Consider the following 20,021-nt stretch of genomic DNA (forward strand, 5'->3'; position numbering starts at 1 on the left):
CGATGAACGAGGGGGTGTCCCGTGGCCGGTGCGGCGGCTGATCCCGCGGCGCAGATCCAGGCGCAGACCCAGGCCCTGGTGCAGAACGTGCAGGAGCAGGTCGTGGCGACGATGAACCGCGCCGCGCAGAGCATCCAGTCCAGCTTCGCCGCACTGGTGGGCACCCAGGTCAAGCAGTTGAGTGCCGGGCTGCGCGAGGCCTCCGCCGCCGTGCAGGGCATCGACCGGGACTCGCGGGTCGTGCTCGGCACGCTGCGCCAGTTGCCAGGCAGCGTCCGGGACTTCGGCCAGCTGCTCAAGAGCGCTGGCCCGGACCTCGCCAGGATCGGCAAGGAGGCCATGACCTCGATGAAGCAGGTCGGGGCCATGGGCAAGGAGCTCACCCAGCTGCCCAGGACCCTCGGCGCGCTCAAGGAGGTCACCAACGCCTGGAAGATCGCGCAGCAGGGCGTGAACGTGGCCTTCCGGTCCAACCCGATCGGCTTCGTGATCGCGATCGTGCAGAAGTTCCTGCCGCTGCTGATCAACCTGGTGATGCACAACAGCAAGGTGCGCGAGGCGGTGGAGAAGGCGTTCTCCATCATCCAGAAGGTCATCACCACCGTGATGGGCATCGTGGAGAAGGTGATCACCGCTGCCTGGCCGATCATCTCCAAGATCATCCAGACCGCGGTGTCGATCATCAGCACGATCATCGGCACCGTGTTCCCCGCCGTCCAGCGCATCGTGCAGGGCGTGATCACCTTCCTACAGGCCCTGTTCCAGAAGGTCTGGCCGGCCATCGTCGGCATCGTGCAGGGCGCCGTGCAGTTCATCCAGACCGTGATCACCACCGTGTTCAACGCGGTGCGGACGGTGGTCGAGGTGGTGTGGAACGGGATCAAGGCGATCATCACCGGCGCGGTGAACACGGTGATCGGCATCGTGCACGGCATCGGCCAGGTGTGGCAGATCATCAAGGACGCCTTCGGCCGGGCGGTGGACGCGGTCAGCGGGGCGCTGGGCGAGGTCGTGCGCTGGGTGGGCGGGCTGCCCGGCCGGGTGCTCGGCGCGCTGGGCGACTTCGGCAGCACGCTGTTCAACGCGGGCAAGGACCTGATCATGGGGCTGATCCGGGGCATCGGCTCCATGGCGGGCCAGCTGCTGAACTCGATCAAGAACTTCGTGCTCGACCACATCCCCGGACCCATCAAGAGCATCCTGGGCATCTCCTCCCCGTCCAGGCTGATGTCGGAGTTCGGGCACAACATCGGGGAGGGCCTCGCGCAGGGCATCGACGGCAGCGGGGACCTGGTCAACAAGGCGATGTCCAAGCTGGTGCCGGTGCCCAAGGCCAGTGTGGCGATCCCGGCGCTGGCGGGCATGGCGGCCTCCTCGTTCGGCGCGCTGGGCGCCCGGGTCGGGGCGCTGGGCGCGGCGGCACAGGCGGCGGGCGGCAGCCAGGTGGCCGTCTACGTCAACCCGCAGCCGGGGCAGTCCGAGTACGAGATCGGGCGGATCACCGCCCGCGAGGTGGCCTGGGCGGGGAAGCGATGACCTCAGCAGTGACGTACACACCCCTGCAACTGCCGGTGTTCGCCGTGGACCAGTGGGCGGGCAACACCGTGGACCCCGACGGGGTCGAGTGGTGGGTGACCAGGGAGGAGGGCTGGTCCAGCACCCCGGACATCCGGCTGGACCTGGTCAACAAGGCGCGGGCCGACGGGGCGTTCGACGCGCCGGGCTACCGGGCGCCACGGGTGATCACACTGGAGGGGGTGGCGCTGGCGCCGAGGTGGGAGGCCAGGGAGATGGCCAAGAACCGGCTGGCCGCCGTGCTGGCCGACGCCACCACGCTGGGCGTGCTGCGGGTACAGGAACAGCTGTTCACCCGCCAGGTGCGGGCGAGGTTGTCCGGTCCGGCGAAGATGGCCGATCGGACCCGCACCACTTTCCAGTGGTCCCTGCAACTGACCGCGCCCAACCCGGTGCGGTTGTCCGCGCAGACCTACCAGGCCAGCTGCGGACTGGCCCAGCAGGGACCTGGACTGAGCTTCCCAGCGCACTTCCCGCTGGACTTCGGCAGCGGCGCGGGAGGATCGCTGCTGCTGACCAACCAGGGCTCGGCGGTCTCCCTGCCGCAGTGGTGGATCTACGGGCCCTGCGACTACCCGGTGATCACCAACACCGCCACCGGCCGGTCACTGGCCTTCGACCTGACCCTCGGCGAGGGCGAGCCGCTCAAGGTGGACGTCGCGGCCCGGACCGTGACGCTGGGCGGGGCCAACCGCCGCGCGACCCTGCGGCCGGGCTCCATCTGGTTCGGACTGCCCGCGTACCAGCAAACACCCATCGCGTTCAGCGCCGCCGCGCCCAGCGGCACCGCCCAGCTCACCGCCTACTGGTCCGACGCGTGGATCTGACCGCACAGCAAGGGGGAACACACCATGGCCGAACGACACCCCGGGTGGGTCACCGGCATCACCGACTCCGACGCGCGCCTGGCCACCGGCCTGCTCATCGCCCCGGACGCCAGCCCGGTGCGGGCGCTCACCGGGCTGCGACCGGCACCCGGCGCACCCGGTCTGGTCGCGGTCAAACCGGGCAGCAACCCGGTGAAGCTGACGCTCAACCCGTTCCAGGCCGTGCTCCAGGACCAGGGCAGCGCCGCGGGCGGGGCGTACCTGGTGACCCTGGACTCGGTGGTGGAACTGACCCCGGACCCGCCCGCGGCCTCGCTGAACCGGATCGACCTGGTGGTCGCGGAGGTCACCACCACCGGTACCGGGTTCTCCGTGCACCTGGTCACCGGCACGCCAGCCAGCCCGCCGCAACGGCCCGCGCTGCCGAACCCGACGAGCCTGGTGCTGGCCCAGGTGACCGTGTTCGCCAACGGGTCCCAGCCCAAGGTGGACCAGCAGGTCCCGCTGACCACCGCCCTCGGCGGCATCCTGCCGGTGGCGGGCGCGGCCACCCGGCCGCAGGCGCCGTACCAGGGCATGTACCTGCACCGCCTGGACAGCAACAACCTGGAGTTCCACGACGGCACCCGCTGGCGCACCGCGGTGAACACCACCAACAGCGGGTGGGTCCCGTTGACCCTGAGCGCCAACTGGGTGCCCTTCGTTCCCGACCAGTTCCCGCCGCCACAGGTCCGTCGCGTGGGCAATCTGGTGCAGTTGCGCGGAATGGTGCAGCCCACGGTGGACTTCCCCGCGCTGAGCGACGCGAGCCCGCACATCGGCACCTTCCCCACCACGATGGCCCCCAGTTACCCGAAGCTGCTGATCGCGGCGGCGCAGCCGAGGGTGACCGGTGCCAGCACGGCGGACGGCGGCTGGATCCAGATCGCCGTGGTGACCAACGTGGTCCAGTTGCAGTTCAAGAACCCGCAGCCCGCGCCCAAGAACTTCTGGATCTCGCTGGAGACCTCCTGGCTGGTGGACGACCCGGCTGAGGCGTCGTGAGCTACACCTACCTGATCGCCGACGTGCGGACCGGCGCGATCGTGGACGAGTTGCCGCTGACCCAGGTCACCTTCGACAGCAAGCTCAACGAGACCGGCAGCCTGCGCGCCCAGTTGCAGGTGACCGACCCGCAGGTGAGCGTGCGCGACCCGAGGGCGCTGACCGAGCCCGGCCGCACCGCGCTCTACGTGGACCGGGACGGGACACTGGTGTGGGGCGGCATCATCTGGACCACCCGCTACGACGTGTCCACCGGCGTGCTGGAGATCGGCGCCTCGGACTTCCTGTCCTACCTGGAACACCGGTACGTGCTGGGCTACCCGGTGAGCAAACCCGTGCCGAACACCCCGCCGGTGGCCTTCACGGGAGTGGACCAGGTGGACATCGCACGTGAGCTCGTGCGGCTCACCCAGTCGCACCCGGGCGGGGACATCGGCCTGCGCGTGCTCGGGCCCGCGGCCTCCGGCGTGCCCAGGACGGTCAGCTACGCGCCGAGCGAGCTCAAGCCGGTCGCCGACGCCCTGCGTGACCTGGCCAACGCCGAACACGGCTTCGACTTCGTGGTCGACGTCCGCTACGGCAGCGACGGCCGCCCGCAACGCACCCTGCGGATCGGCCACCCCGCGCTCGGCCAGCCCGGTGCGCCCTACGTGTGGGAGTTCGGCGCCAACCTGGTGCGGTTCGTGTGGCCGCTGGACGGCTCGACCATGGCGACCCGGGTCTTCGCCCAGGGCGCCGCGGGGGACAGCAGCTCGGTCATGGCCCTCGCCCAGGAGGACGAGGCGATCAGGCTGGGCTGGCCGTTGCTGGAGGCCACCTCCAGCCAGCTGGACACCGCCAACCAGGACCTGTTGGACGCCTGGGCCGCCGGGTCGTTGGCGGCCCAGCGGCGGCCCGTGGCGCTGCCGGAGATCACCGTGCGGGCCGACCTGGACCCGCTGGTCGGCACCTACTCGGTGGGCGACACCGCGCGCGTCGTGGTGGACGACCTGTTCTTCCCGCACCGGCAGCTGGACGTGACGATGCGCATCCTCAGCCTGGAGGTCACCCCGGGGGACCAGGGCGAGGAGGAGGTCAAGCTGACCGTGGCCAGTGTTGAGGAGTCCTCATGAGCCGGGTCAACCACCGGGACACGCTGCTCACCGACCTGCGGGAGCTGCAACGGCGACTCAGGCTGCTCGAAGCGGCCAAGGTCGCCGCCAAACCCGCCGCGGCGCTGGCCCTGCCGCCCACCCGCCCGGTGGACTGGCCCGCCACCACCTCCCCGGACTGGGAGGACCTGTTCGACGCCACGACCCGGGGCGGGGTGCTGGAGCTGCGCTGGACCGCCGAGGAGGGCACCACCGGCTCGGTGCGCGTGCTGCTGGACGGCAGCCAGGTCGGCGGGGAGCTCACCGCGGGCGCCGAGCGCGGCACGGACACGGTGCCGATCGCGGGCGGTGCCGTGTCGGTGCAGGCCCGGCGCACCTCGGGCACCGGCCTGGTGCGAGTCGCGGTGTTCCTGACGGCCTGAGCCGTACGCGGGCGGGGCCCGGTGGTCCTCAGCGCAGTCGCCCGAGCAGCCCCGTGATCCGCTCGCGGGCCTGCTCGGGCGTGCCCTTGGTCAGCGCGGACCCGAGGCCACATGCGACAGCACCAGCCGCCAGCCAGTCGGGCACCTCGTCCGGGCCGATACCGCCGGTGGGCACGAGCGGGGCCTGGGGTACGGCCGCCCGCAGGTCGCGGACCCACTGCGGGGTGATCGCCGAGGCCGGGAAGACCTTCACCAGGTCGGCGCCCGCCTCCAGCGCCTGGACCACCTCGGTCACGGTGCCCGCCCCCGGCACGCTGACCGCGCCGTACCGGCTCGCCGTGCGGATCACCGCCGTGTTCAGGTTCGGCGACACCAGGAACCGGGCACCGGCCCGGATCGCCAGCACCGCCGCCGACTCGTCCAGCACGGTGCCCGCGCCGAGCACGGCCTCCGGGTAGCGCGCGCCGAGCTGCTCGATGGCCCGCAGCGCTCCGGGGTTGGTCAGCGGCAGTTCCACCGTGTGCAGCCCGGCGTCGAGCAGCACGGCGGCCGCCGCCACCGCGCTCTCCGCGTCGGGCGTGCGGACGATGCCGACAACTCCTTGGCGCACAACGGCTTGTGCCGTCTCGAAGCGGTAGCTCACGGTCGAATCCTAAGGCACCCGGTACCCGCGGTGGGGTACCGGGCGCGGTCGGTCAGGCCAGACCGGCGTAGAGGTAGCTGCCGGGCCGACGGGGATCGGCGACGAGTCGCACCTGGTCGCCGACGCGGGGGACCTGCAACTTCGACACGATCGCCTCCAGGTGCAGGTCCTCGTCGCTGCCCGCGGGCCGCACGACCAGAGCGGCGATGGGGTCGTGGTTGACCAGCCGCCCGGTGTCGGTGATCGACACGAGCACGGCGGGCACGACGGGGGCCCCGGCGGCGAGCAGGGCCTGGACCTCCATGCCGGAGTTGAAGGCGCCGATGGACTCCTGGACCTTGGCGAAGTCCTCGCCGCCGAGGAAGGCGCGGGTGGCGCGGCCGTAGAAGCCCTTGCCGCTGGCGACCTTGTTGGCGATCTCCCGGCCGCGCTCCTCGCGGCTCTTGCGGTTTCCGAACAGTCCCATGGTGTTCCTCCCAGTTTCAGGGGTTGGCGGGCAGGTGCAGGACGACTTCCTGCTCGCTGGCGGGTAGGTAGAAGACGGTGAGCACGCGACCCGGCTGCACGAACCCGAGGAGGTTGCCGGGGATGACCTTCTCCGAGGTCGCCTCGAAGGTGCTGCCGTCGGGGCGCTTGACGAGCAGTGTCAAGCTGAGCTCGCCGTTGCCCTCGACGATGCGTCCGGTGGCGCGGACGGCGGAGACCACGGCGGAGGACTTGGTGCCGCGCGCGGCGATGGCCACGGCGCGCTCGCTGCTCAGACCGGCCCTGATCATCACGCGGTCGTACACGGCCTGGACGGCTGCGGGGTCCCCGCCCTTGTTGATCTCCACCCGGTCGGTGCGACCGGGCAGGTAGCGCACCGGCAGCACGACACCGGGCGCGACCAGTGCGAGGTCGGTCATCGGCACGACCTGCTTGGCCACGGACTGGAAGCTCTGCCCGTCCTCGGTCCGCACGGTCATGGTGAGGGCCAACTGCGGTTCGTCGTTGATGTACAGCCCGGTCTGGCGGACCTCGGTGATCGTGCCGACACCGATGGGCGCCTCGCGGAAGGCCCGGCTGTTCAGGTCCGGCCCGGCCATGATGCTGATGAGCAGGATCGGTGCGCCCACACACCCGGCCAGTACCGGCAGCCACACGTAGTCGTCCCACGGGGTGGAGAACTCGCTGTCCGGGGTGTGCAGCCCGAGCCACACGTACAGGCCGACCGCGCCGACCACCCCCAGCAGCACGATCACGCGGATGAACGTCCTGATCACCGGTCCCACCTCCGTCTTCCTGTTGACGAGGAGGAAGTTATGGGCCCTCGGCCGCCTACCGGTCCCAGGTTCGCCACCGCGTAGGGTCGTGCCATGTCCGATCACCGCCGCCCCCGCGCGGCACTGGCCGACCTGGCCTGGCGCGAGCTCGGCCCGGGGCTGGAGCCGCTCAGCGGCCCCGGCGGCGCCCCCTTGACCAGGACGGTCAAGCTGATCCTGGTCCCGCTGGTGATCAGGCCCTCGCTGCGCCCCGAGCTGGCCGGTGACCTGCTGGACCCGGAGCAGGCGGCCCGGTTCGGGGAGTTGATCGCGCAGGCGGGACCCCGGCTGCGGGCCACGGCGTCCTGGTTCACGGTGTTCAAGCGGGCACGGCGTGCGATGGGCATCGTGGCGGGCAACCCACAGGACCTGTACTTCCAGCGCTGCTACGAGCTGGCCGCCGAGCACGGACAGCCGCCCGCGCACGCGGCGGAGCTGGCCAAGGAGGTGCTCCGCGAGCTGGCGGAATCGGTGGGCGGGCGCACGGTGGAGGCGCTGCGGCAGCACCTCGGTGACCTCGAACGGCAGGCCGAGCTGGACGGGGAACTGGCCGAGCGGTGGGCCCGCAGGCGGCGACCGGCAGGTGCGGTCACGGCCGCGATCGAGCTGGCGGTCCAGGTGCTCGACGGTGCCGACACCTACGAGCAGATGGTCGACGCCGAGTGCGGCAGCGCCGTGGGAAGTGCACTGTGGACAGACGCGAACCTCCCGTGGGGCAACGAAGGCGTGCCGAGCCACCTCGGGTTGACCGCGGAGCCGACCCCACCCCGGCCGCTGGTCGGCGACGGGGCGTCCACGGCGGCGATGCCCGCTCCGCTGGACCGGACGCTGTTCGAGCGGGTCTTCGTGGAGTTGCAGGCGTCCTCGGCGCGACGTGAGGAACTGCCCGAGGTCCCGCAGCTCGTGCGGTCGGAGGTCGGCCGCAGCTGTGCCCCGTTCGGCCTCGACGGGGAGAGCCTGCGCGTGGTCATGGTGCTCGGCGGTGGGCTCGCGGCGGGACTGGACCCGCTCGGCAGCGGCACTGCGGCGCCGACGGCCACGCACCGCGCGGTCAACCGGCGCTGGCAGCGCGAGGCTTCCGCGCTGCGGGCGCGGCGGATGACGACCTCGCCCGACCCGGCCGGTGGCCAACTGGCCGTGCTCGCCGAGGAACTGCGCAGCCCGTGGGCCGCCTACACGCGACGGCTGTGGGTGCGGCTGCACGGCCGGGATGTGCGGGCCGATCCGGTAACCGACCGCGAGCAGGCACGGGAGGTGCTGGACGGGGTGGCGCGTTCGGTGATGATGGACCACCGCGCGAAGGTCCGTTCGGCGCTGCGGGCGCTGGCAGGGGGTGCGTGATGGTGCGGGTCAGCCGGGTGGACCACGGGGCGGTCCGGATCACGGGTTCGGCAGGAGGCGGGGTGGACTTCACCCGTGCCGTGCTGGACGTGGCGGGTGCCGTGCTCAGCTGGCCCGATGTCACCGATCTCGGCGTGCCCGATGCGGAGATCGAGGACGTGGCCGACGCCCAGCAGTGGATCTGGGCGGTGTACGGGGAACCGGTCGCGCTGGCCGTGCAGGCGTGCGCCAGCGGCGAGATCGCGGAGGCCTCGGTCGAGTCCGAGCAGACCGGGCTGGGGCGGCTCGTGGCGCGACTCGCCTACGGGCACTGGGCCGCCCGCTGGTGGCCCGCGTCCCGCATCGACGCCATTCCCGCACTCGCGGAGGACCTGTTGGGGCTGGAGTTGGCCGCGCTGACTCACGAGTGCCAGCAACTGTTCACGGACTCGCCCGAGGCGGCCGAGCTGATCGAGCAGCACCAGGGCGCGCTGGAGCCGCTGATCCAGTGGTGGCGCGCTGGCGGATCGAGTGCGGCCGAGCGCGTGCTGCGGTCGATCGACGAGGCCGCCGACGCGGCAGGGCTGGACGGGGAACCGTTGCGCCAGCTTCGATCCGCGCTCGACGGACCAGGTACCACCGAGCTGGCGGCGTCCTTCCCCACACAGGAGGACTTCGCCCTGGCCGCGGGCGAACCGGGTACCGGTACCGGCCGGGTGGTGGTCAGCGGGGTGGGCGTGAACGACTGGCGCCGCTACCCGCCTGGCTTCGTGGACGCCGCCGAGGACGCGGTGACCTGGGCCGTGCGCGCGGTGGGCGCACGGCGGCGCATAGAGATCCTCGCGGCCGCGGGCGAGGTCGAGCCTGCGCCGGGCGTGCGGTTGGCCGCCGAGGTCCGGGTGGACGCCTCGCCCGTGGAGCGGGTCGTGCTCGCGCGCGGTGACGCGGAGTGGACTGGCGGCGCCGAGGTCCCGGCGACCTCTTCGTCCCAAGTGGATGTTGGGGTCCTGCTGCCGGGATTCGATCCTGGAAGTTCCGAGGATGGACGTGCCGAGCGCGCGGCCGTCCGCGAGCTGGCCAGGCGCAGGCTCGCCGCCGAGGACCGGTTCCTCGCCGAGATCGTGGCCGCCGACCGATGACCACCCTGGAGTTCGGCGAGCCGTTCGACAGTGCACTGTCCACAGTGGAACAGCACCTCCAGGCCGCGGAACTGCTTGCCGCGCGGGCGATCTACCAGCAGCTGCTGCCCCTCGCCGAGGACCCGTTCCTGCGGGCGTACCTGCTGGCCAACCTGGGAATGGTGCAGGTCGAGTGCGCCGATCTCGCGGCGGGCGCGGCCAGCCACGACGAGGCAATCGCGCTGCTCAACCGCATCGAGCCCGAGGACCCGCTGGCCCAGCAGTTCTGGCTGGACCTCATGCTCAAGGCCCTGATCGGCCGCGCGGACCTGTGCCGCAAGGCCGGTGATCTCGATTCGGCGCTGGCCGGACTGAACGAGGCCGCGGTGCTGCTGCCCGGGTTCGAGGGTGACGGCACGCGAGCCGCCGAGCTGGGCAACACCCGGGCCAGCGTGCTCATGTCGCGCGGGGAGTGGGCCGCGGCCGAGGAGATCGCCGCGCTCACACTGTCCACGACGGACTCAACCGTGTCGACCGTGCCCTACCTGCTGACCAACCTCGGGGTGATCTGCGCGTCCACCGGGCGCTACGACCTGGCCGAGGACTACCTCGCGCAGGCGGGGGAGCTGCTCGGTGACGCCCCGCAGCTGTTGGGGCACAGGGGTTTCGTCGCCCTTCGACGGGGTGAGTTCGAGGAGGCGGAACGGCTCTACACCGAGGCTTCGGTGCTGTTCGAGCAGCGCGGGCAGGCAGCCGACCTGGCAGTGTGCGAGCAGGCGCGCGGCCTGCTGGCCGCGTTGCGGGGCAATGCCGTGCGGGCGGCCGACCTGATGGCGCTGAGCATGGCGGCCTTCGAGCAGCACGGGCTGGCGATCGCCGCGGCCGACAGCGCGCTGTCCGCGAGCCAGCAGGCGTACCGACGCGGGGACGTGCACGAGATGGTGCGCTTGGCGGAGCAGGCCCGCGGGGTCTACGAATCGCGGGGCGTCTACGAGCGTTGTGCGCAGACGGACTTCATCATGGCCGCCAGCATCGAGGAGGGGCTTGCCCGCTCCGCGTACGGCGAACACGAGGCCCAGGCCATCGACTCGGCGCTCGCGCTGGCGATCCCCGCCGCGCTGGCGCTGGAGGCGATGCGGTGCGACTTCGCCACCGGGCACGCCCGCGCGCAGTGGCTCGCCTTCGCGGAGGAGGCCATGCGCCTGGCGTTCCGGCTCGCCGCGCGCCGCGGGGATCCGGGCCTGATCTTCGAGCTGGTGGAGTTCCGTTGCGCGGGCGTCCCACTGGATCGCGCGGTCGGCGTGGTCGGTGAACCCGGTGGGCTGCCCGATCCCGCGGCGAGGGTCGCCGACACGGCACCGGGTGCGACCGAGCTGTCCGGGGTCGCCGCCGACATCGCGGCGACCGTGGGACTGCGCGTCACCCTGCCGCCGAAGGTGCTGATGTCGGCGGATTCCGGGCGGGTCGCGCTGAGCGAGTACATCGAGGCCGCCGAGCAGCGCTACCGGCGGCGGATCGTGAGTGAGGAGTCGGTGGCCTCGTGGTGACCCCGATCGTGCAAGTCCGCATGGCCGATGCCGGGGACATGTACCTGACCTGGCGGTGGATCGCCGGGGTGCAGGGCTATGGCACCGGCCAGGTGCCGCGCGCCGACCTCACCCGTGTCACCGACCTGCTGGCCGGGGCGCTGCCTGGCAGTGGCGGCGCGGGTATGCGCCGGGCCTTCGAGGACAGCCAGCTGCGGGCGTACGACAGTGAGCTGCGCCTGGCGGACGCCCTCGCCGATGCCCTGTGGCCGGTGCAGCTCACCGAGCAGATCCGCCAGGTGACCAGCACGCTCGGTGCGCGCCCACTGGTCCGCATCCAGCCCTCGCCGCGAGTCGCGCAGGTGCCTTGGGAATTGCTCGCTGTGGACGCGGACACCCGGCTCGTCGACCTGGCTGAAGTCTCGATCGCCGTGCCGCTGTCGCTGCGTCGTGGCGCTGCCACCACGGGCTCGGACGAGGTCGTGCTGGTGCTCGACCCGCGCGTGCCCGGTGGCTCGCTGGGTTCCGTGCTGGGGCAGCCGGACGAGGACCTGCTGGCACTGGTCCGGCGGCACGGCGGTCGCGGCATCGGACTGTCCGATGTGGACCGTGACTGGCTCGGCGCCGAGTTGCGCAGGGGCGCGCGCCGCCTGGTGTACGTCGGGCACGTCAGCTCGGCGCCGGTCGAGGGCGGCCAGAGCGAGGACGCGCAGCTGCACCTGTCCTGCGGCCCGGCCACCACCGGGTTCGCCGAGGTGGTGCGTGGGCACCGGCCCTTGTCCGCCAAGGACTTGCTGCTCGGCACCCTGTCCGCACGGGCCGACGGGGTTGCCGGGGCGCGGATCTGGCCCGCCCCGCCGCGGGTCGCGCTGATCGCCTGCGAGAGCGGCGGGGACCTGCGCTTCGCCGAGCCCTTCGGACTGGCCTCCGCGATGATCCACAACGGGGCCGAGCTGGTCACGGCCACCCGCTGGCCGGTGCCGACCTCGCATGCCTTCCACCGGCTCGCCGGGCTGCCCGCCACGAGCCGCCCGCTGACCGAACTGGTCCTCGCCGTGGACTCCGCGCACGACCAGGCCGATCCCGTGCGGCAGCTCGCCGACTGGCAGCGCGGTCAGCTCGCCCGCTGGCGAGCCGACGGCCGGATCGAGCACTCCCCGCTGCTGTGGGGCGCCCTCAGCACACTGACCGTGTGACCTTGCCGAGCGCGTCGAGCACGCTGTACCTGGCCTTGGCGCACCCGGTCCGGCGGGGCGTCGCGCAGCTCCAGCCGGGCGCAGGCCGTGCCATGAAAGTGCCGTTCGTGGCACCTGACGCCACGAACGGCACTTTCATGGCACCGCAGCCTCGGACCGTGCCGCTGCGTGGGAACGGCTCAGACGACCACGACCCGGCGCCCGCGCGTGTGACCGGCTTGGCTGTCGATGTGCGCCGCCGCGGCTTCGGCGAGCGTGTACGACTTCTCGACTGGGATGTGCAGCTTTCCCCGCGAGATGAGGTCGACGGCCTCGGCCAGCGCGTCCGGCATGCTCCCGGCCACGCCGGAGAACCGGACACCGAGCTCCGGCGCATCGAGATCGGCGATGGAGACCACCTTCCGCGGATCCCCGGTCAGCTCGACAAGCTCGCGGATCACACCCGAGCCGGCCAGATCGAGAGCCGCGTCGACCCGGCCGAGCTGCCGCACCCGCTCCACCCAGCCCTCGCCGTACGTCGTGGCGACGGCACCCAGGCTGCGCAGATAGTCCTGGTTCGCGGCCCCAGCCGTGCCGATCACCGTGATCCCGCGGTCGCGGGCGATCTGTAGCACCGCCGATCCGACTCCGCCGGACGCACCGCTGGCCAGCAGCGTCTGTCCGGACCGCACTCCGACCTCGCCGAGGATGCGCAGCGCGGTCTCCACCACGGAGGGGTACCCGGCCGCCTCCTCGAACGTCAGCCCCTCGGGCATACGGGCCCAGGCCGACAGCACGGCGAACTCGGCATAGGCGCTCGAGCCTTCGCCGAACACGTGGTCGCCGACCTCGACCCCGTCGACGCCCTCGCCGACCTCGTCCACCACCCCGGAGGCGTCCTGCCCGACTCCGGCGGGCAACTCGATCGGATGGACCTTCTGGAACTGGCCTTCACGGATCCTCCAGTCGACGGGGTTCACACCCGCCGCCCGCACGGCGATGCGTACCTGACCGGGGCCCGCGTGCGGCTCCTCGGCGTCCACGAGTCGCAGAACGTCCGGACCGCCGAACTCGGCGAAGCTCACTCTCTTCATGTCGTCGACCATAACACTAACGGTTAGTGTTTAACAACAGTGATGACGTTGTAGCTGGTAGTGCTACGGGATGACCGTGCCGTCCGGACGCCATGCGCCCAGGAAGGCCGCGACCTGCCGGGAGATCGCCGACACCGCGCTGCGGCAACGACTCCCGCCGCACAGCGGAGGCGGGTTTCGAGGCTCAGGGTCGGTTACGCGGTCGGGGCGGTGGTGAGCATCCAGTGGCTGAACGCCGCGTATCGTTCCGCGGATTCCTCTGGGCCGTCGGCATTTGCGACCTCGTCCGCCAGCTTGCGTACCTGCTCGAAGCGCGGCATGCGCAGCTGTTCGTAGCTGGTGAGTGCCTCGCTCAGGGTCGGCGTGGTCTCGAGCGCGTTGCGGAGCACGCCGACGTCCTCGATGCCCAGGGTGCCGCCGGCGGCGATGTGCGGTGAAAGGCCGTGTGCGGCATCGCCGATCAGCGCGACGCGGTGACTCGTCCAGCGCGGCAGTGCCGGCACGATCATGATCTGGTTCTCCAGGATGTCCTCTTCGGGGGTGGCGGCGATCATGCGCAGCAGGTCCTCGTGCCAACCGTCTTCGGCGAGGTTGCGCGCGCGCTCGAGTGCGCGGTCCCGCTTGCTGCCGGTGAGCGTTCCGGCCTCGAATTGGTTGACGAACCACATGGTCTGGCTCTCGGTGACGCGGGAATACCCGCCGCGGGTGCGTTCCCGCCCGATCGTGAGAACGGTCCCTTCGGGCCGCTCGTCGCCCGCCGGAACTATTGCACGCCAGGCGAAGTTGCCCGCATGTGAGTGTGCCTCTGTTCCGGGCAGAAGCTGTGCGCGCACCCGGGAGTAGACGCCGTCGGCACCGATGAGCAGGTCCGCGGGTACGTTCTCGCCGTTGTCGAGGTGGGCCACGACCTCGTCCTCGGTCTCGGTGTAGCCACTCACCCGCGCGCCGAGGGTGATCCGGTTCCGGCCGATGGCATCGGCGAGCACGGAGTTGAGCTGTGGGCGGGGGACAAGCAGGTACCGGTAGGCGGAGTCCTCGTAGCCCGCGGACCGCAGCGCGCGGCCGGTGGGGTCGAAGAACCAGGCGTCGATCTCGTGGCCCATCGCCCGGACCTCGGCACCGATCCCGAACCGGTCGAACTCGCGAAGCGCGTTGGGCCACAGGCCGATACCCGCCCCAACGGCCCGGATCTCCGGAGCCTGCTCGAGGACTGTGACCTGGTGTCCGTTCTGGCGCAGCGAGGCCGCGGCGGTCAGCCCGACCAGGCCGCCTCCGACGATGACAGTACGCATGACCCTGCTCCTCCTGTTGTCGGTGCGATTCGGCGGCGGCTACGAGTCGCGGAGCGTCTGGGCCGCCGAACTCGGCGAGGCTCACTCTCCTCAGGCCGCCGACCGTAACACTAACGGTTAGTATTAAACAACCGTCACACTTTTGCGTCTGATAGCATCAGCGGATGACCGTGCCGCCCGGGCGCCGTGAGCGTAAGAAGGCCGCGACCCGCCAGAAGATCGCTGACACCGCCATGCGGCTCTTCCTGGAACGCGGGTACGACGCGGTGGGCATCCGTGACGTGGCCGCTGAGGCCGACGTGGCCGTCACCACGGTCTTCTCGCACTTCGCCTCGAAAGAGGCCCTGGTGTTCGAGCAGGACGAGGACTTCGAGCATCGCCTCACCCAGGCGGTCACCGGCCGGGCGCCGGACGAGCCGCTCATGCCCGCGCTGCGCCGCGAGATCCACGCCCTGGTGCGACACTGCACGGCGGAGGGCGCCGCCCCGACCTGGCGCATGATCGAGGAATCACCCGCCCTGCGGGAGTACGAGGAGTCGATGCGGCTGCGCCATGCGGAGTCGCTGGCAACGGCCATCGCCGCCGATCCCGACCTGCCACAGACCACAACGGCCTGCCGAACGATCGCGAGGTTCGTGATCGACGCCTACTCGCTGGCCCGTGAGGCGGCCGATCCGGAGGCCGCGGTGGACGAGATCTTCCGGATGATCGAGGCGGCCTGGGAGGTCGCCAGCCCTTCTCGACGTGCGCGAGGAACCGCTCGGGCTGCTACGAGTCGCTGAAACTCTGGTATCGATTGGAACCTGCGATCCGCTCGCACTGGCCAGCTACGGGTAGCCGCGGAGCAGGTCGCTCGCCTCGTGCAACACCCCGCCCAGCATCACCTTGCGGACCGCGGCCGCGGCGGTTATGTCGGTGAGCGGATCGCCCTCGACGAACACCAGGTCCGCAAGACTGCCCACGGCGACCGCGCCGAGGTCCTCGCTCGCCCCGAGCACTCGGGCCGCGTTGACCGTGGCCGTGGACAGGGCCGTGTGCGGGCTCATGCCGTTGGCGACCATCGCGTGCAGGTTGAGGTGCAGGCTCAGCGCGACGAAGTCGATGGGCGCGTCGGTGCCCGCGGCGACGAGCCCGCCGCCCTCGTGCACCCGGCGCAGCGTGTGCACGGCGGAGGCGAGGACCTCGTGCAGGGTCGCCCGCACGGTGGGGTCGGAGACGATCTCCGTGAGCTCGGCCAGCGCCTTGTACTCCCAGTGCGGCAACAGGGTTCGGATGCGCCGGTCGGCGAGCCAGGCGCCGTCGGCCAGCAGCACCGCGGCGGCGAACAGCGTCGGGGTGAGCGACATGCCGGTGGCGGTGAGCGCGGTGACCACGTCGGCGTAGGTGCGGCCGCGGCGGGTGATGGTCTGCGAGTAGCCCAATCTGGTTGACGCACCGAGGTGTTCGACCCCGTCCAGCCCCAGCCACGCGGCCGGGTGCAGGTAGTGGGAGCTCACCCGCCTGCCGGTGCGCCGCGCGGCCTCGACCAGCGCGCGCTGTCCGCTGACCGGCAGGCGCACGTACGCCTTCAGCAGCCCGTGCCCCAGGGCCTGAGCCCGTGCCAGTTCCCGGTCGACCTCCTCGGCGGAGGTGGTGGGCCGCATGAACCCGTAGTAGACGCGGCTGCCGTCGATCGGCTCTCCGGTGGCGAAGCAGCGCGGCCCCAACTGGTTGCCCGCGAGCAGGGCCTCCTGCTCCTGCAACGCCTCGTAGACGGGGTCGCCCGCCGAGCGGATCGTGGTGATGCCGAAGGAGAGCCAGAGCCTGCCCTGCCGCGCGCCGAGGAACCGCCCCTTGAGGCGGTTGTGCACGTGCATGTCGGCCAGACCCGGCAGCACCGTCAAGGCGGAGGCGTCCACGTACCTGCCGGGCCGGTCCTGACGGTGCTCACCGACCTCGATCACCCGGTCGCCCTCGACCACGATGTCCACGTCCTCGCGCAGCGCGGGGGAGCGGCCGTCCCACAACCGGCCCGCGTGGATCACCGTGTGGCCGGTGGTCCTGGCCGGTGCGCAGGTCAGCGGCACCTCGACGGTGACGGCCAGGCCGCTGCTCACCTCGACCAGGCGGAGCACTCCGTTGCTGAGGTAGAGGATCCGCCTGCCGTCCCCGCTCCACGAGGGGGCGTCGGCGATCTCGTCGACGACGCACCGCGGTTCAGCCAGCGGCTTGCCCTCGGCGTCCACGGCCAGCACGTGCAGTCGGCCGCCCGTGGTGAACGCCATGTGCGAGCCGTCAGGGGACCACACCGGGCCGTCCAGCCCGCGCGAGCTCAGCGACCGGTGCGGCGCCGGCTCGTGCAGCACGAACTCGCCGGAACGCAGGTCCAGCACCAGGATCTGGTTGGTGCCCTCGCGGAACCGGGTCGAGTACGGCCGGGCCACCGCCATGGCCAGCGCGGTGCCCGTCGGCGACCAGCTGACGCGGCCGGGGTACCACTGGGGGCCGAGCACCTGCTGGAGATCACCGTCCAGTGTGGTGACGAAGGTGGCGCCGTCCTGGTCCTGAAAGGCGATCCTGCCGCCGTCCGGGGACCACGCCGGGGCGACCGCGGCTCGGACCGGGTCGGTGATCCTGCGCTCGGCGCCGGTGGCGAGTTCGCGCACCCACAGGTCGGGATTGCCCAGCCGGTCAGTGGTGTAGGCCAGTTGCCGCCCGTCCGGCGACCAGGCGGGATCGGCCACCAGGAAGCCGTCCCGGGTGAGCCGCCGGGCGGGCGCGCCGATCGGCATCAGCCACAGCTCGCCCAGGGCGCAGAACGCCACCCGGTCGCCCGCGGGGGACAGGGCCGGGCCCGCGATGCCCCGCACCGGACGTGGCCCGGTCGGCGGCTGCCACCGGCTCGGGGTGGTGCGGCGCTCGTGCGGGGCGTGCACCTCGAAGCCGATGTCGGACACGGTGCCGGTGGCCAGATCGCGCCGACGGATGTGGCCGTCGGCGGTGTAGAGCAGTTCGGTGCGGGACAGCCAGTGCGCGCGGAAGCCGAACACGTCCTCGTCCGGTGTGGACACCACCCTGTCCCCGACGACCAGGTTGGCGGCACGCGCGTACCCGGCGAGCCTGCGGGGCAGCACGCCCTCGAACCGGGTGCAGCCCAGGCCGTGACCGTCCGGGGTCCAGAACGGCGCGGCGATCACGGCACCGGTCGGTTCGACCACCCGCTCCCGGTTTCCGTGCGCGTCAACGACGTCGACCGCCGCACCGTCCACTGTGAACGCCAGCCTGGTGCCGTCCGGGGACCAGGCTGGCGCGGCCTCCTCCGCGGCGCTGTCGGCCCAGGTCGTGATGCGCCCGGTGGCCAGGTCCAGCACGTGGATGCCGTAGCCGCGCCCCAGGTCCGCGGAGAACGCCAGCCGGGTCCCGTCGGGGGAGAACACGGGTTCGCGGTGGTCGTACGGGCCCGAGGTCAGCTGTCTGGGCTGCCCGCCGGGAGTGACGGTCCAGAGGTGGAAGTTGCCCGTGCGGTAGGACTGGAACGCCACCCGCGTGCCGTCCGGGGACCAGTCGGGTGCGGTCGCGTCACCCAGTTCCCCGGTCAGCGGCGTGGCCGGGCCGCCGGTGACCGGCAGGATCCACAGCCTGCTGAGCAGGTCGACCACCAGGGTCGAACCGTCCGGTGCGACGGCGGCGGAGAAGTTGGTGCCCTCGGTGATTCTGATGACGCCCCCCAATTTGTCCACTGTGGACCGGAATGTGAGTGCTGCTGCCGCCGACCGAGCCCAGCGCGGTGCGGGCTCCCGGAAATTCACCTCACCTCGCCCGGAGGTATTCCCGATGTCCGAGGAATGCTCGCGGAAGCGCACCGTGTTCGCGAATCACGAGGAACAGTACTCGATCTGGTTCGCCGATCGGGATCGGCCGCCCGGGTGGCGACCCGACGGGATGACCGGCGCCAAAGCCGAATGCCCGGAGCGCATCGGGCGGAATTGGGTGGACCTGCGTCCGGTGTGCCTGCGAGCCGGTTAATTGTGGTCACGGCCGTCCCAATAGGTGGGATGATCCGCCGATCTGCCTGAACGCTGCGTCCGGCTGGCGGAGCGTCCAGGCATTTCCGCAGTTCACGGCCTTGCGGTTGGCGGTGTCGGACCCATTTTCGTCCCTGGGACGTCACGCGGCGTCCCGAGGCGTGTGATGTCGCGTGTTAGGCTGCTCAGGCTGTACGGGGACTGGGTTTCAGGGGGTGACGGTCTTCATCATGGCTGTGGTTACCGAGCTCGCGGAATTCCTCGATCGGCTGAGCTGGTCGCCCGAGCGGCTGGCCAGGGAAGTGAACCGGCTCTGCGGGCCGGGAACGGTCAGCGCGAAGGCTCCTTATCATTGGCTGCGCGGCGCCTATCCCCGCAGGGGAATCCCGGAGGCGGTGGCCAGGGTGCTCTCCCAGCACCTGAGCGAGCCGGTCGAGGTCGGTTCGATCTGGCCGGGGGCCGGTGTGGTCGACACTGGCCCCGCCCAGGTCCCGGAGATCACCCCGCTGGTCAAGGACTCGTGCAGCTCGGCCAAGCTGGTTCAGCAGGTCTCGGAGACCAACGCCGACCACACCACCCTGGAGCAGCTCAACCGCGAGCTGAGCAGCCTGACCAGCTCCTACCTGCACGTGCCGCCCGGCCCGCTGGTCTACCGCGCCGCGATGCTGCGCGACCGGGTGGCCAGGCTGCTGCGCGGGCACCAGAAGCCGGCCCAGCGGCGTGAACTGCTGGGACTCGGTGCCAAGTTCTGCACGCTGCTGGCGTGGATGTCGGAGGATCTCGGCGACGGCAACGCCGCGTACAACCACGCCGCGGCGGCCTGGGACCTGGCCGACCTGGCCGAGGACAACCAGGCGCGCCGCTGGGTGCGCCTCGCGCAGTCCAGGCAGTCCTACTGGCTGCGCAACTTCGTGGAGTCCGCGCAGTTCGCCGTGGACGGGATGGGCTGGCACGCCGAGGACGAGCTCGGGGTGTTCCTCAAGCTCATGGCGGCGCGCGCGTGGGCGGCGGCGGGCATGCAGGTCGAGGCCAGGCGCGCGCTGTACGAGTGGAGCGAGCACCCGGAACGGGACCTGGTCTGCGGGATCGGGCTGTTCAGCCTGCAACGGGACCGCCAGTCCTACCTCGCCGGGCACACGATGCTGCTGCTCGGCGACCCGGCGGGCGCGCTGCGGGAGTTGCGCAGCTCGCTGGAGCTGATGGCCGTGTTGCCTGTGGAGCAGCGGTCGTACTCGCTGGAGGTGCTGGCGCGGATCGACATCGTGCGCGCACGGGCCAGGCTGGGGGACCTGACCGGGATCAGTGAGGTGCTCGTCCCCGTGTTCGGGCTCGAACCCGACAAGATGATCAATACGATCTCGATCGCGCTGCGCACCGCCACCGCGGAACTGCTCCGGGAAGCCCGCTGCGACGCACAGGCCCGCGATCTGGTCGGAAGAATCGAGGAATTCCTCGCCGCATCGGTTGTCGAGCCGATCGCGGGCCGGGCAGGCTGACTCTCCGCTCCGATAGGCCCGTTCACCTTCATTGGTGGGCGGGCCTTTCTGCTGTGCCCATTGGGGCAGTCCACCTGCCCGTTAGCGCGGTTC

18 protein-coding genes are annotated in these 20,021 nt (G+C 71.4%); 12 read left to right on the forward strand and 6 right to left on the reverse strand.

Translation table 11 applies throughout. The features are described 5' to 3' along the window. The first annotated feature begins 21 nt into the window (after positions 1 to 21). From KALB_RS44035 to KALB_RS19140, 5 genes are read left to right on the forward strand one after another with little or no spacing between them, the layout of a single operon-like run. Positions 22 to 1,536: a phage tail protein gene (locus tag KALB_RS44035; protein WP_025357327.1), complete on the forward strand. Its 1,515-nt coding sequence runs from the start codon at positions 22 to 24 to the stop codon at positions 1,534 to 1,536. 8 nt (positions 1,537 to 1,544) lie between these two features. Next, on the forward strand, positions 1,545 to 2,402 hold the full coding sequence (locus KALB_RS19125; RefSeq protein ID WP_025357328.1) for a phage distal tail protein: 858 nt from the start codon (positions 1,545 to 1,547) through the stop codon (positions 2,400 to 2,402). Between the two features lie 24 nt (positions 2,403 to 2,426). Then, positions 2,427 to 3,446, forward strand: a complete 1,020-nt coding sequence (locus tag KALB_RS19130; protein ID WP_025357329.1) for a hypothetical protein — start codon at positions 2,427 to 2,429, stop codon at positions 3,444 to 3,446. After that, positions 3,443 to 4,558, forward strand: coding sequence for a hypothetical protein (locus tag KALB_RS19135; protein WP_025357330.1), 1,116 nt, complete (start codon positions 3,443 to 3,445; stop codon positions 4,556 to 4,558). Before KALB_RS19130 ends, KALB_RS19135 begins: the two co-directional genes overlap by 4 nt. Beyond that, the gene (locus KALB_RS19140; RefSeq protein WP_025357331.1) at positions 4,555 to 4,959 is read left to right on the forward strand and encodes a hypothetical protein; all 405 of its coding nucleotides are present in this window, start codon (positions 4,555 to 4,557) and stop codon (positions 4,957 to 4,959) included. Before KALB_RS19135 ends, KALB_RS19140 begins: the two co-directional genes overlap by 4 nt. 28 nt (positions 4,960 to 4,987) lie before the next feature. On the opposite strand, the gene KALB_RS19145 is transcribed toward KALB_RS19140, so the two are convergent. Genes KALB_RS19145 through KALB_RS19155 form a run of 3 tightly spaced genes read right to left on the reverse strand, consistent with a single transcriptional unit; the run spans position 4,988 to position 6,864 of the window. Then, on the reverse strand, positions 4,988 to 5,602 hold the full coding sequence (locus KALB_RS19145) for a bifunctional 4-hydroxy-2-oxoglutarate aldolase/2-dehydro-3-deoxy-phosphogluconate aldolase (RefSeq protein WP_025357332.1): 615 nt from the start codon (positions 5,600 to 5,602) through the stop codon (positions 4,988 to 4,990). Between the two features lie 52 nt (positions 5,603 to 5,654). Next, positions 5,655 to 6,068 carry a hypothetical protein gene (locus tag KALB_RS19150; RefSeq protein ID WP_025357333.1) on the reverse strand — a complete coding sequence of 138 codons (414 nt, stop codon included), beginning with the start codon at positions 6,066 to 6,068 and terminating at the stop codon, positions 5,655 to 5,657. A gap of 16 nt (positions 6,069 to 6,084) precedes the next feature. Next, positions 6,085 to 6,864 carry a hypothetical protein gene (locus KALB_RS19155; protein ID WP_052360468.1) on the reverse strand — a complete coding sequence of 260 codons (780 nt, stop codon included), beginning with the start codon at positions 6,862 to 6,864 and terminating at the stop codon, positions 6,085 to 6,087. 93 nt (positions 6,865 to 6,957) lie between these two features. Here KALB_RS19155 and KALB_RS19160 point away from each other — a divergent pair, with 93 nt between their 5' ends. From KALB_RS19160 to KALB_RS19175, 4 genes are read left to right on the forward strand one after another with little or no spacing between them, the layout of a single operon-like run. After that, positions 6,958 to 8,244 (forward strand): hypothetical protein, encoded by a 1,287-nt coding sequence (locus KALB_RS19160; RefSeq protein WP_042220550.1) that lies wholly within the window; start codon positions 6,958 to 6,960, stop codon positions 8,242 to 8,244. Further along, positions 8,244 to 9,362, forward strand: a complete 1,119-nt coding sequence (locus KALB_RS19165; protein WP_042222269.1) for a hypothetical protein — start codon at positions 8,244 to 8,246, stop codon at positions 9,360 to 9,362. Before KALB_RS19160 ends, KALB_RS19165 begins: the two co-directional genes overlap by 1 nt. Beyond that, on the forward strand, positions 9,359 to 10,888 hold the full coding sequence (locus KALB_RS19170) for a tetratricopeptide repeat protein (protein WP_042220552.1): 1,530 nt from the start codon (positions 9,359 to 9,361) through the stop codon (positions 10,886 to 10,888). The genes KALB_RS19165 and KALB_RS19170 overlap by 4 nt, the downstream gene beginning before the upstream one ends. Beyond that, positions 10,885 to 12,063, forward strand: a complete 1,179-nt coding sequence (locus KALB_RS19175) for a CHAT domain-containing protein (protein WP_201771937.1) — start codon at positions 10,885 to 10,887, stop codon at positions 12,061 to 12,063. The genes KALB_RS19170 and KALB_RS19175 overlap by 4 nt, the downstream gene beginning before the upstream one ends. Before the next feature lie 179 nt (positions 12,064 to 12,242). Here the strand turns inward: KALB_RS19175 and KALB_RS19180 are convergent, their stop codons facing one another. Together KALB_RS19180 and KALB_RS19185 are read right to left on the reverse strand one after the other, a co-directional pair. Then, positions 12,243 to 13,136 (reverse strand): NADP-dependent oxidoreductase, encoded by an 894-nt coding sequence (locus KALB_RS19180; protein WP_025357337.1) that lies wholly within the window; start codon positions 13,134 to 13,136, stop codon positions 12,243 to 12,245. Between the two features lie 194 nt (positions 13,137 to 13,330). After that, entirely contained in the window at positions 13,331 to 14,428 is a 1,098-nt protein-coding gene (locus KALB_RS19185; protein ID WP_025357338.1) for an FAD-dependent oxidoreductase, read from the reverse strand. A gap of 164 nt (positions 14,429 to 14,592) precedes the next feature. Between KALB_RS19185 and KALB_RS19190 the strand changes: the two genes are divergently transcribed. After that, entirely contained in the window at positions 14,593 to 15,210 is a 618-nt protein-coding gene (locus tag KALB_RS19190; RefSeq protein ID WP_025357339.1) for a TetR/AcrR family transcriptional regulator, read from the forward strand. Between the two features lie 45 nt (positions 15,211 to 15,255). On the opposite strand, the gene KALB_RS19195 is transcribed toward KALB_RS19190, so the two are convergent. Then, entirely contained in the window at positions 15,256 to 18,138 is a 2,883-nt protein-coding gene (locus KALB_RS19195) for an amidohydrolase family protein (RefSeq protein ID WP_025357340.1), read from the reverse strand. 103 nt (positions 18,139 to 18,241) lie between these two features. Here KALB_RS19195 and KALB_RS19200 point away from each other — a divergent pair, with 103 nt between their 5' ends. Together KALB_RS19200 and KALB_RS19205 are read left to right on the forward strand one after the other, a co-directional pair. Beyond that, positions 18,242 to 18,433, forward strand: coding sequence for an MbtH family NRPS accessory protein (locus KALB_RS19200; RefSeq protein ID WP_025357341.1), 192 nt, complete (start codon positions 18,242 to 18,244; stop codon positions 18,431 to 18,433). 229 nt (positions 18,434 to 18,662) lie between these two features. Next, positions 18,663 to 19,928: an NsdA family TPR-like regulatory protein gene (locus KALB_RS19205; protein ID WP_148309531.1), complete on the forward strand. Its 1,266-nt coding sequence runs from the start codon at positions 18,663 to 18,665 to the stop codon at positions 19,926 to 19,928. Positions 19,929 to 20,021 lie beyond the last annotated feature (93 nt).

Origin of the sequence: Kutzneria viridogrisea DSM 43870 (assembly GCF_000525635.1) — a bacterium.
Classification (GTDB): domain Bacteria; phylum Actinomycetota; class Actinomycetes; order Mycobacteriales; family Pseudonocardiaceae; genus Kutzneria; species Kutzneria viridogrisea.

Excerpts from the sequence above, each read along its gene's own strand:
- KALB_RS19130 (WP_025357329.1), top strand. The coding sequence starts at position 2,427 with ATGGCCGAACGACACCCCGGGTGGGTCACCGGCATCACCGACTCCGAC.
- KALB_RS19140 (WP_025357331.1), top strand. The coding sequence starts at position 4,555 with ATGAGCCGGGTCAACCACCGGGACACGCTGCTCACCGACCTGCGGGAG.
- KALB_RS19150 (WP_025357333.1), bottom strand. The coding sequence starts at position 6,068 with ATGGGACTGTTCGGAAACCGCAAGAGCCGCGAGGAGCGCGGCCGGGAG.
- KALB_RS19160 (WP_042220550.1), top strand. The coding sequence starts at position 6,958 with ATGTCCGATCACCGCCGCCCCCGCGCGGCACTGGCCGACCTGGCCTGG.
- KALB_RS19165 (WP_042222269.1), top strand. The coding sequence starts at position 8,244 with ATGGTGCGGGTCAGCCGGGTGGACCACGGGGCGGTCCGGATCACGGGT.
- KALB_RS19170 (WP_042220552.1), top strand. The coding sequence starts at position 9,359 with ATGACCACCCTGGAGTTCGGCGAGCCGTTCGACAGTGCACTGTCCACA.
- KALB_RS19180 (WP_025357337.1), bottom strand. The coding sequence starts at position 13,136 with ATGAAGAGAGTGAGCTTCGCCGAGTTCGGCGGTCCGGACGTTCTGCGA.
- KALB_RS19185 (WP_025357338.1), bottom strand. The coding sequence starts at position 14,428 with ATGCGTACTGTCATCGTCGGAGGCGGCCTGGTCGGGCTGACCGCCGCG.
- KALB_RS19190 (WP_025357339.1), top strand. The coding sequence starts at position 14,593 with ATGACCGTGCCGCCCGGGCGCCGTGAGCGTAAGAAGGCCGCGACCCGC.
- KALB_RS19200 (WP_025357341.1), top strand. The coding sequence starts at position 18,242 with ATGTCCGAGGAATGCTCGCGGAAGCGCACCGTGTTCGCGAATCACGAG.
- KALB_RS19205 (WP_148309531.1), top strand. The coding sequence starts at position 18,663 with ATGGCTGTGGTTACCGAGCTCGCGGAATTCCTCGATCGGCTGAGCTGG.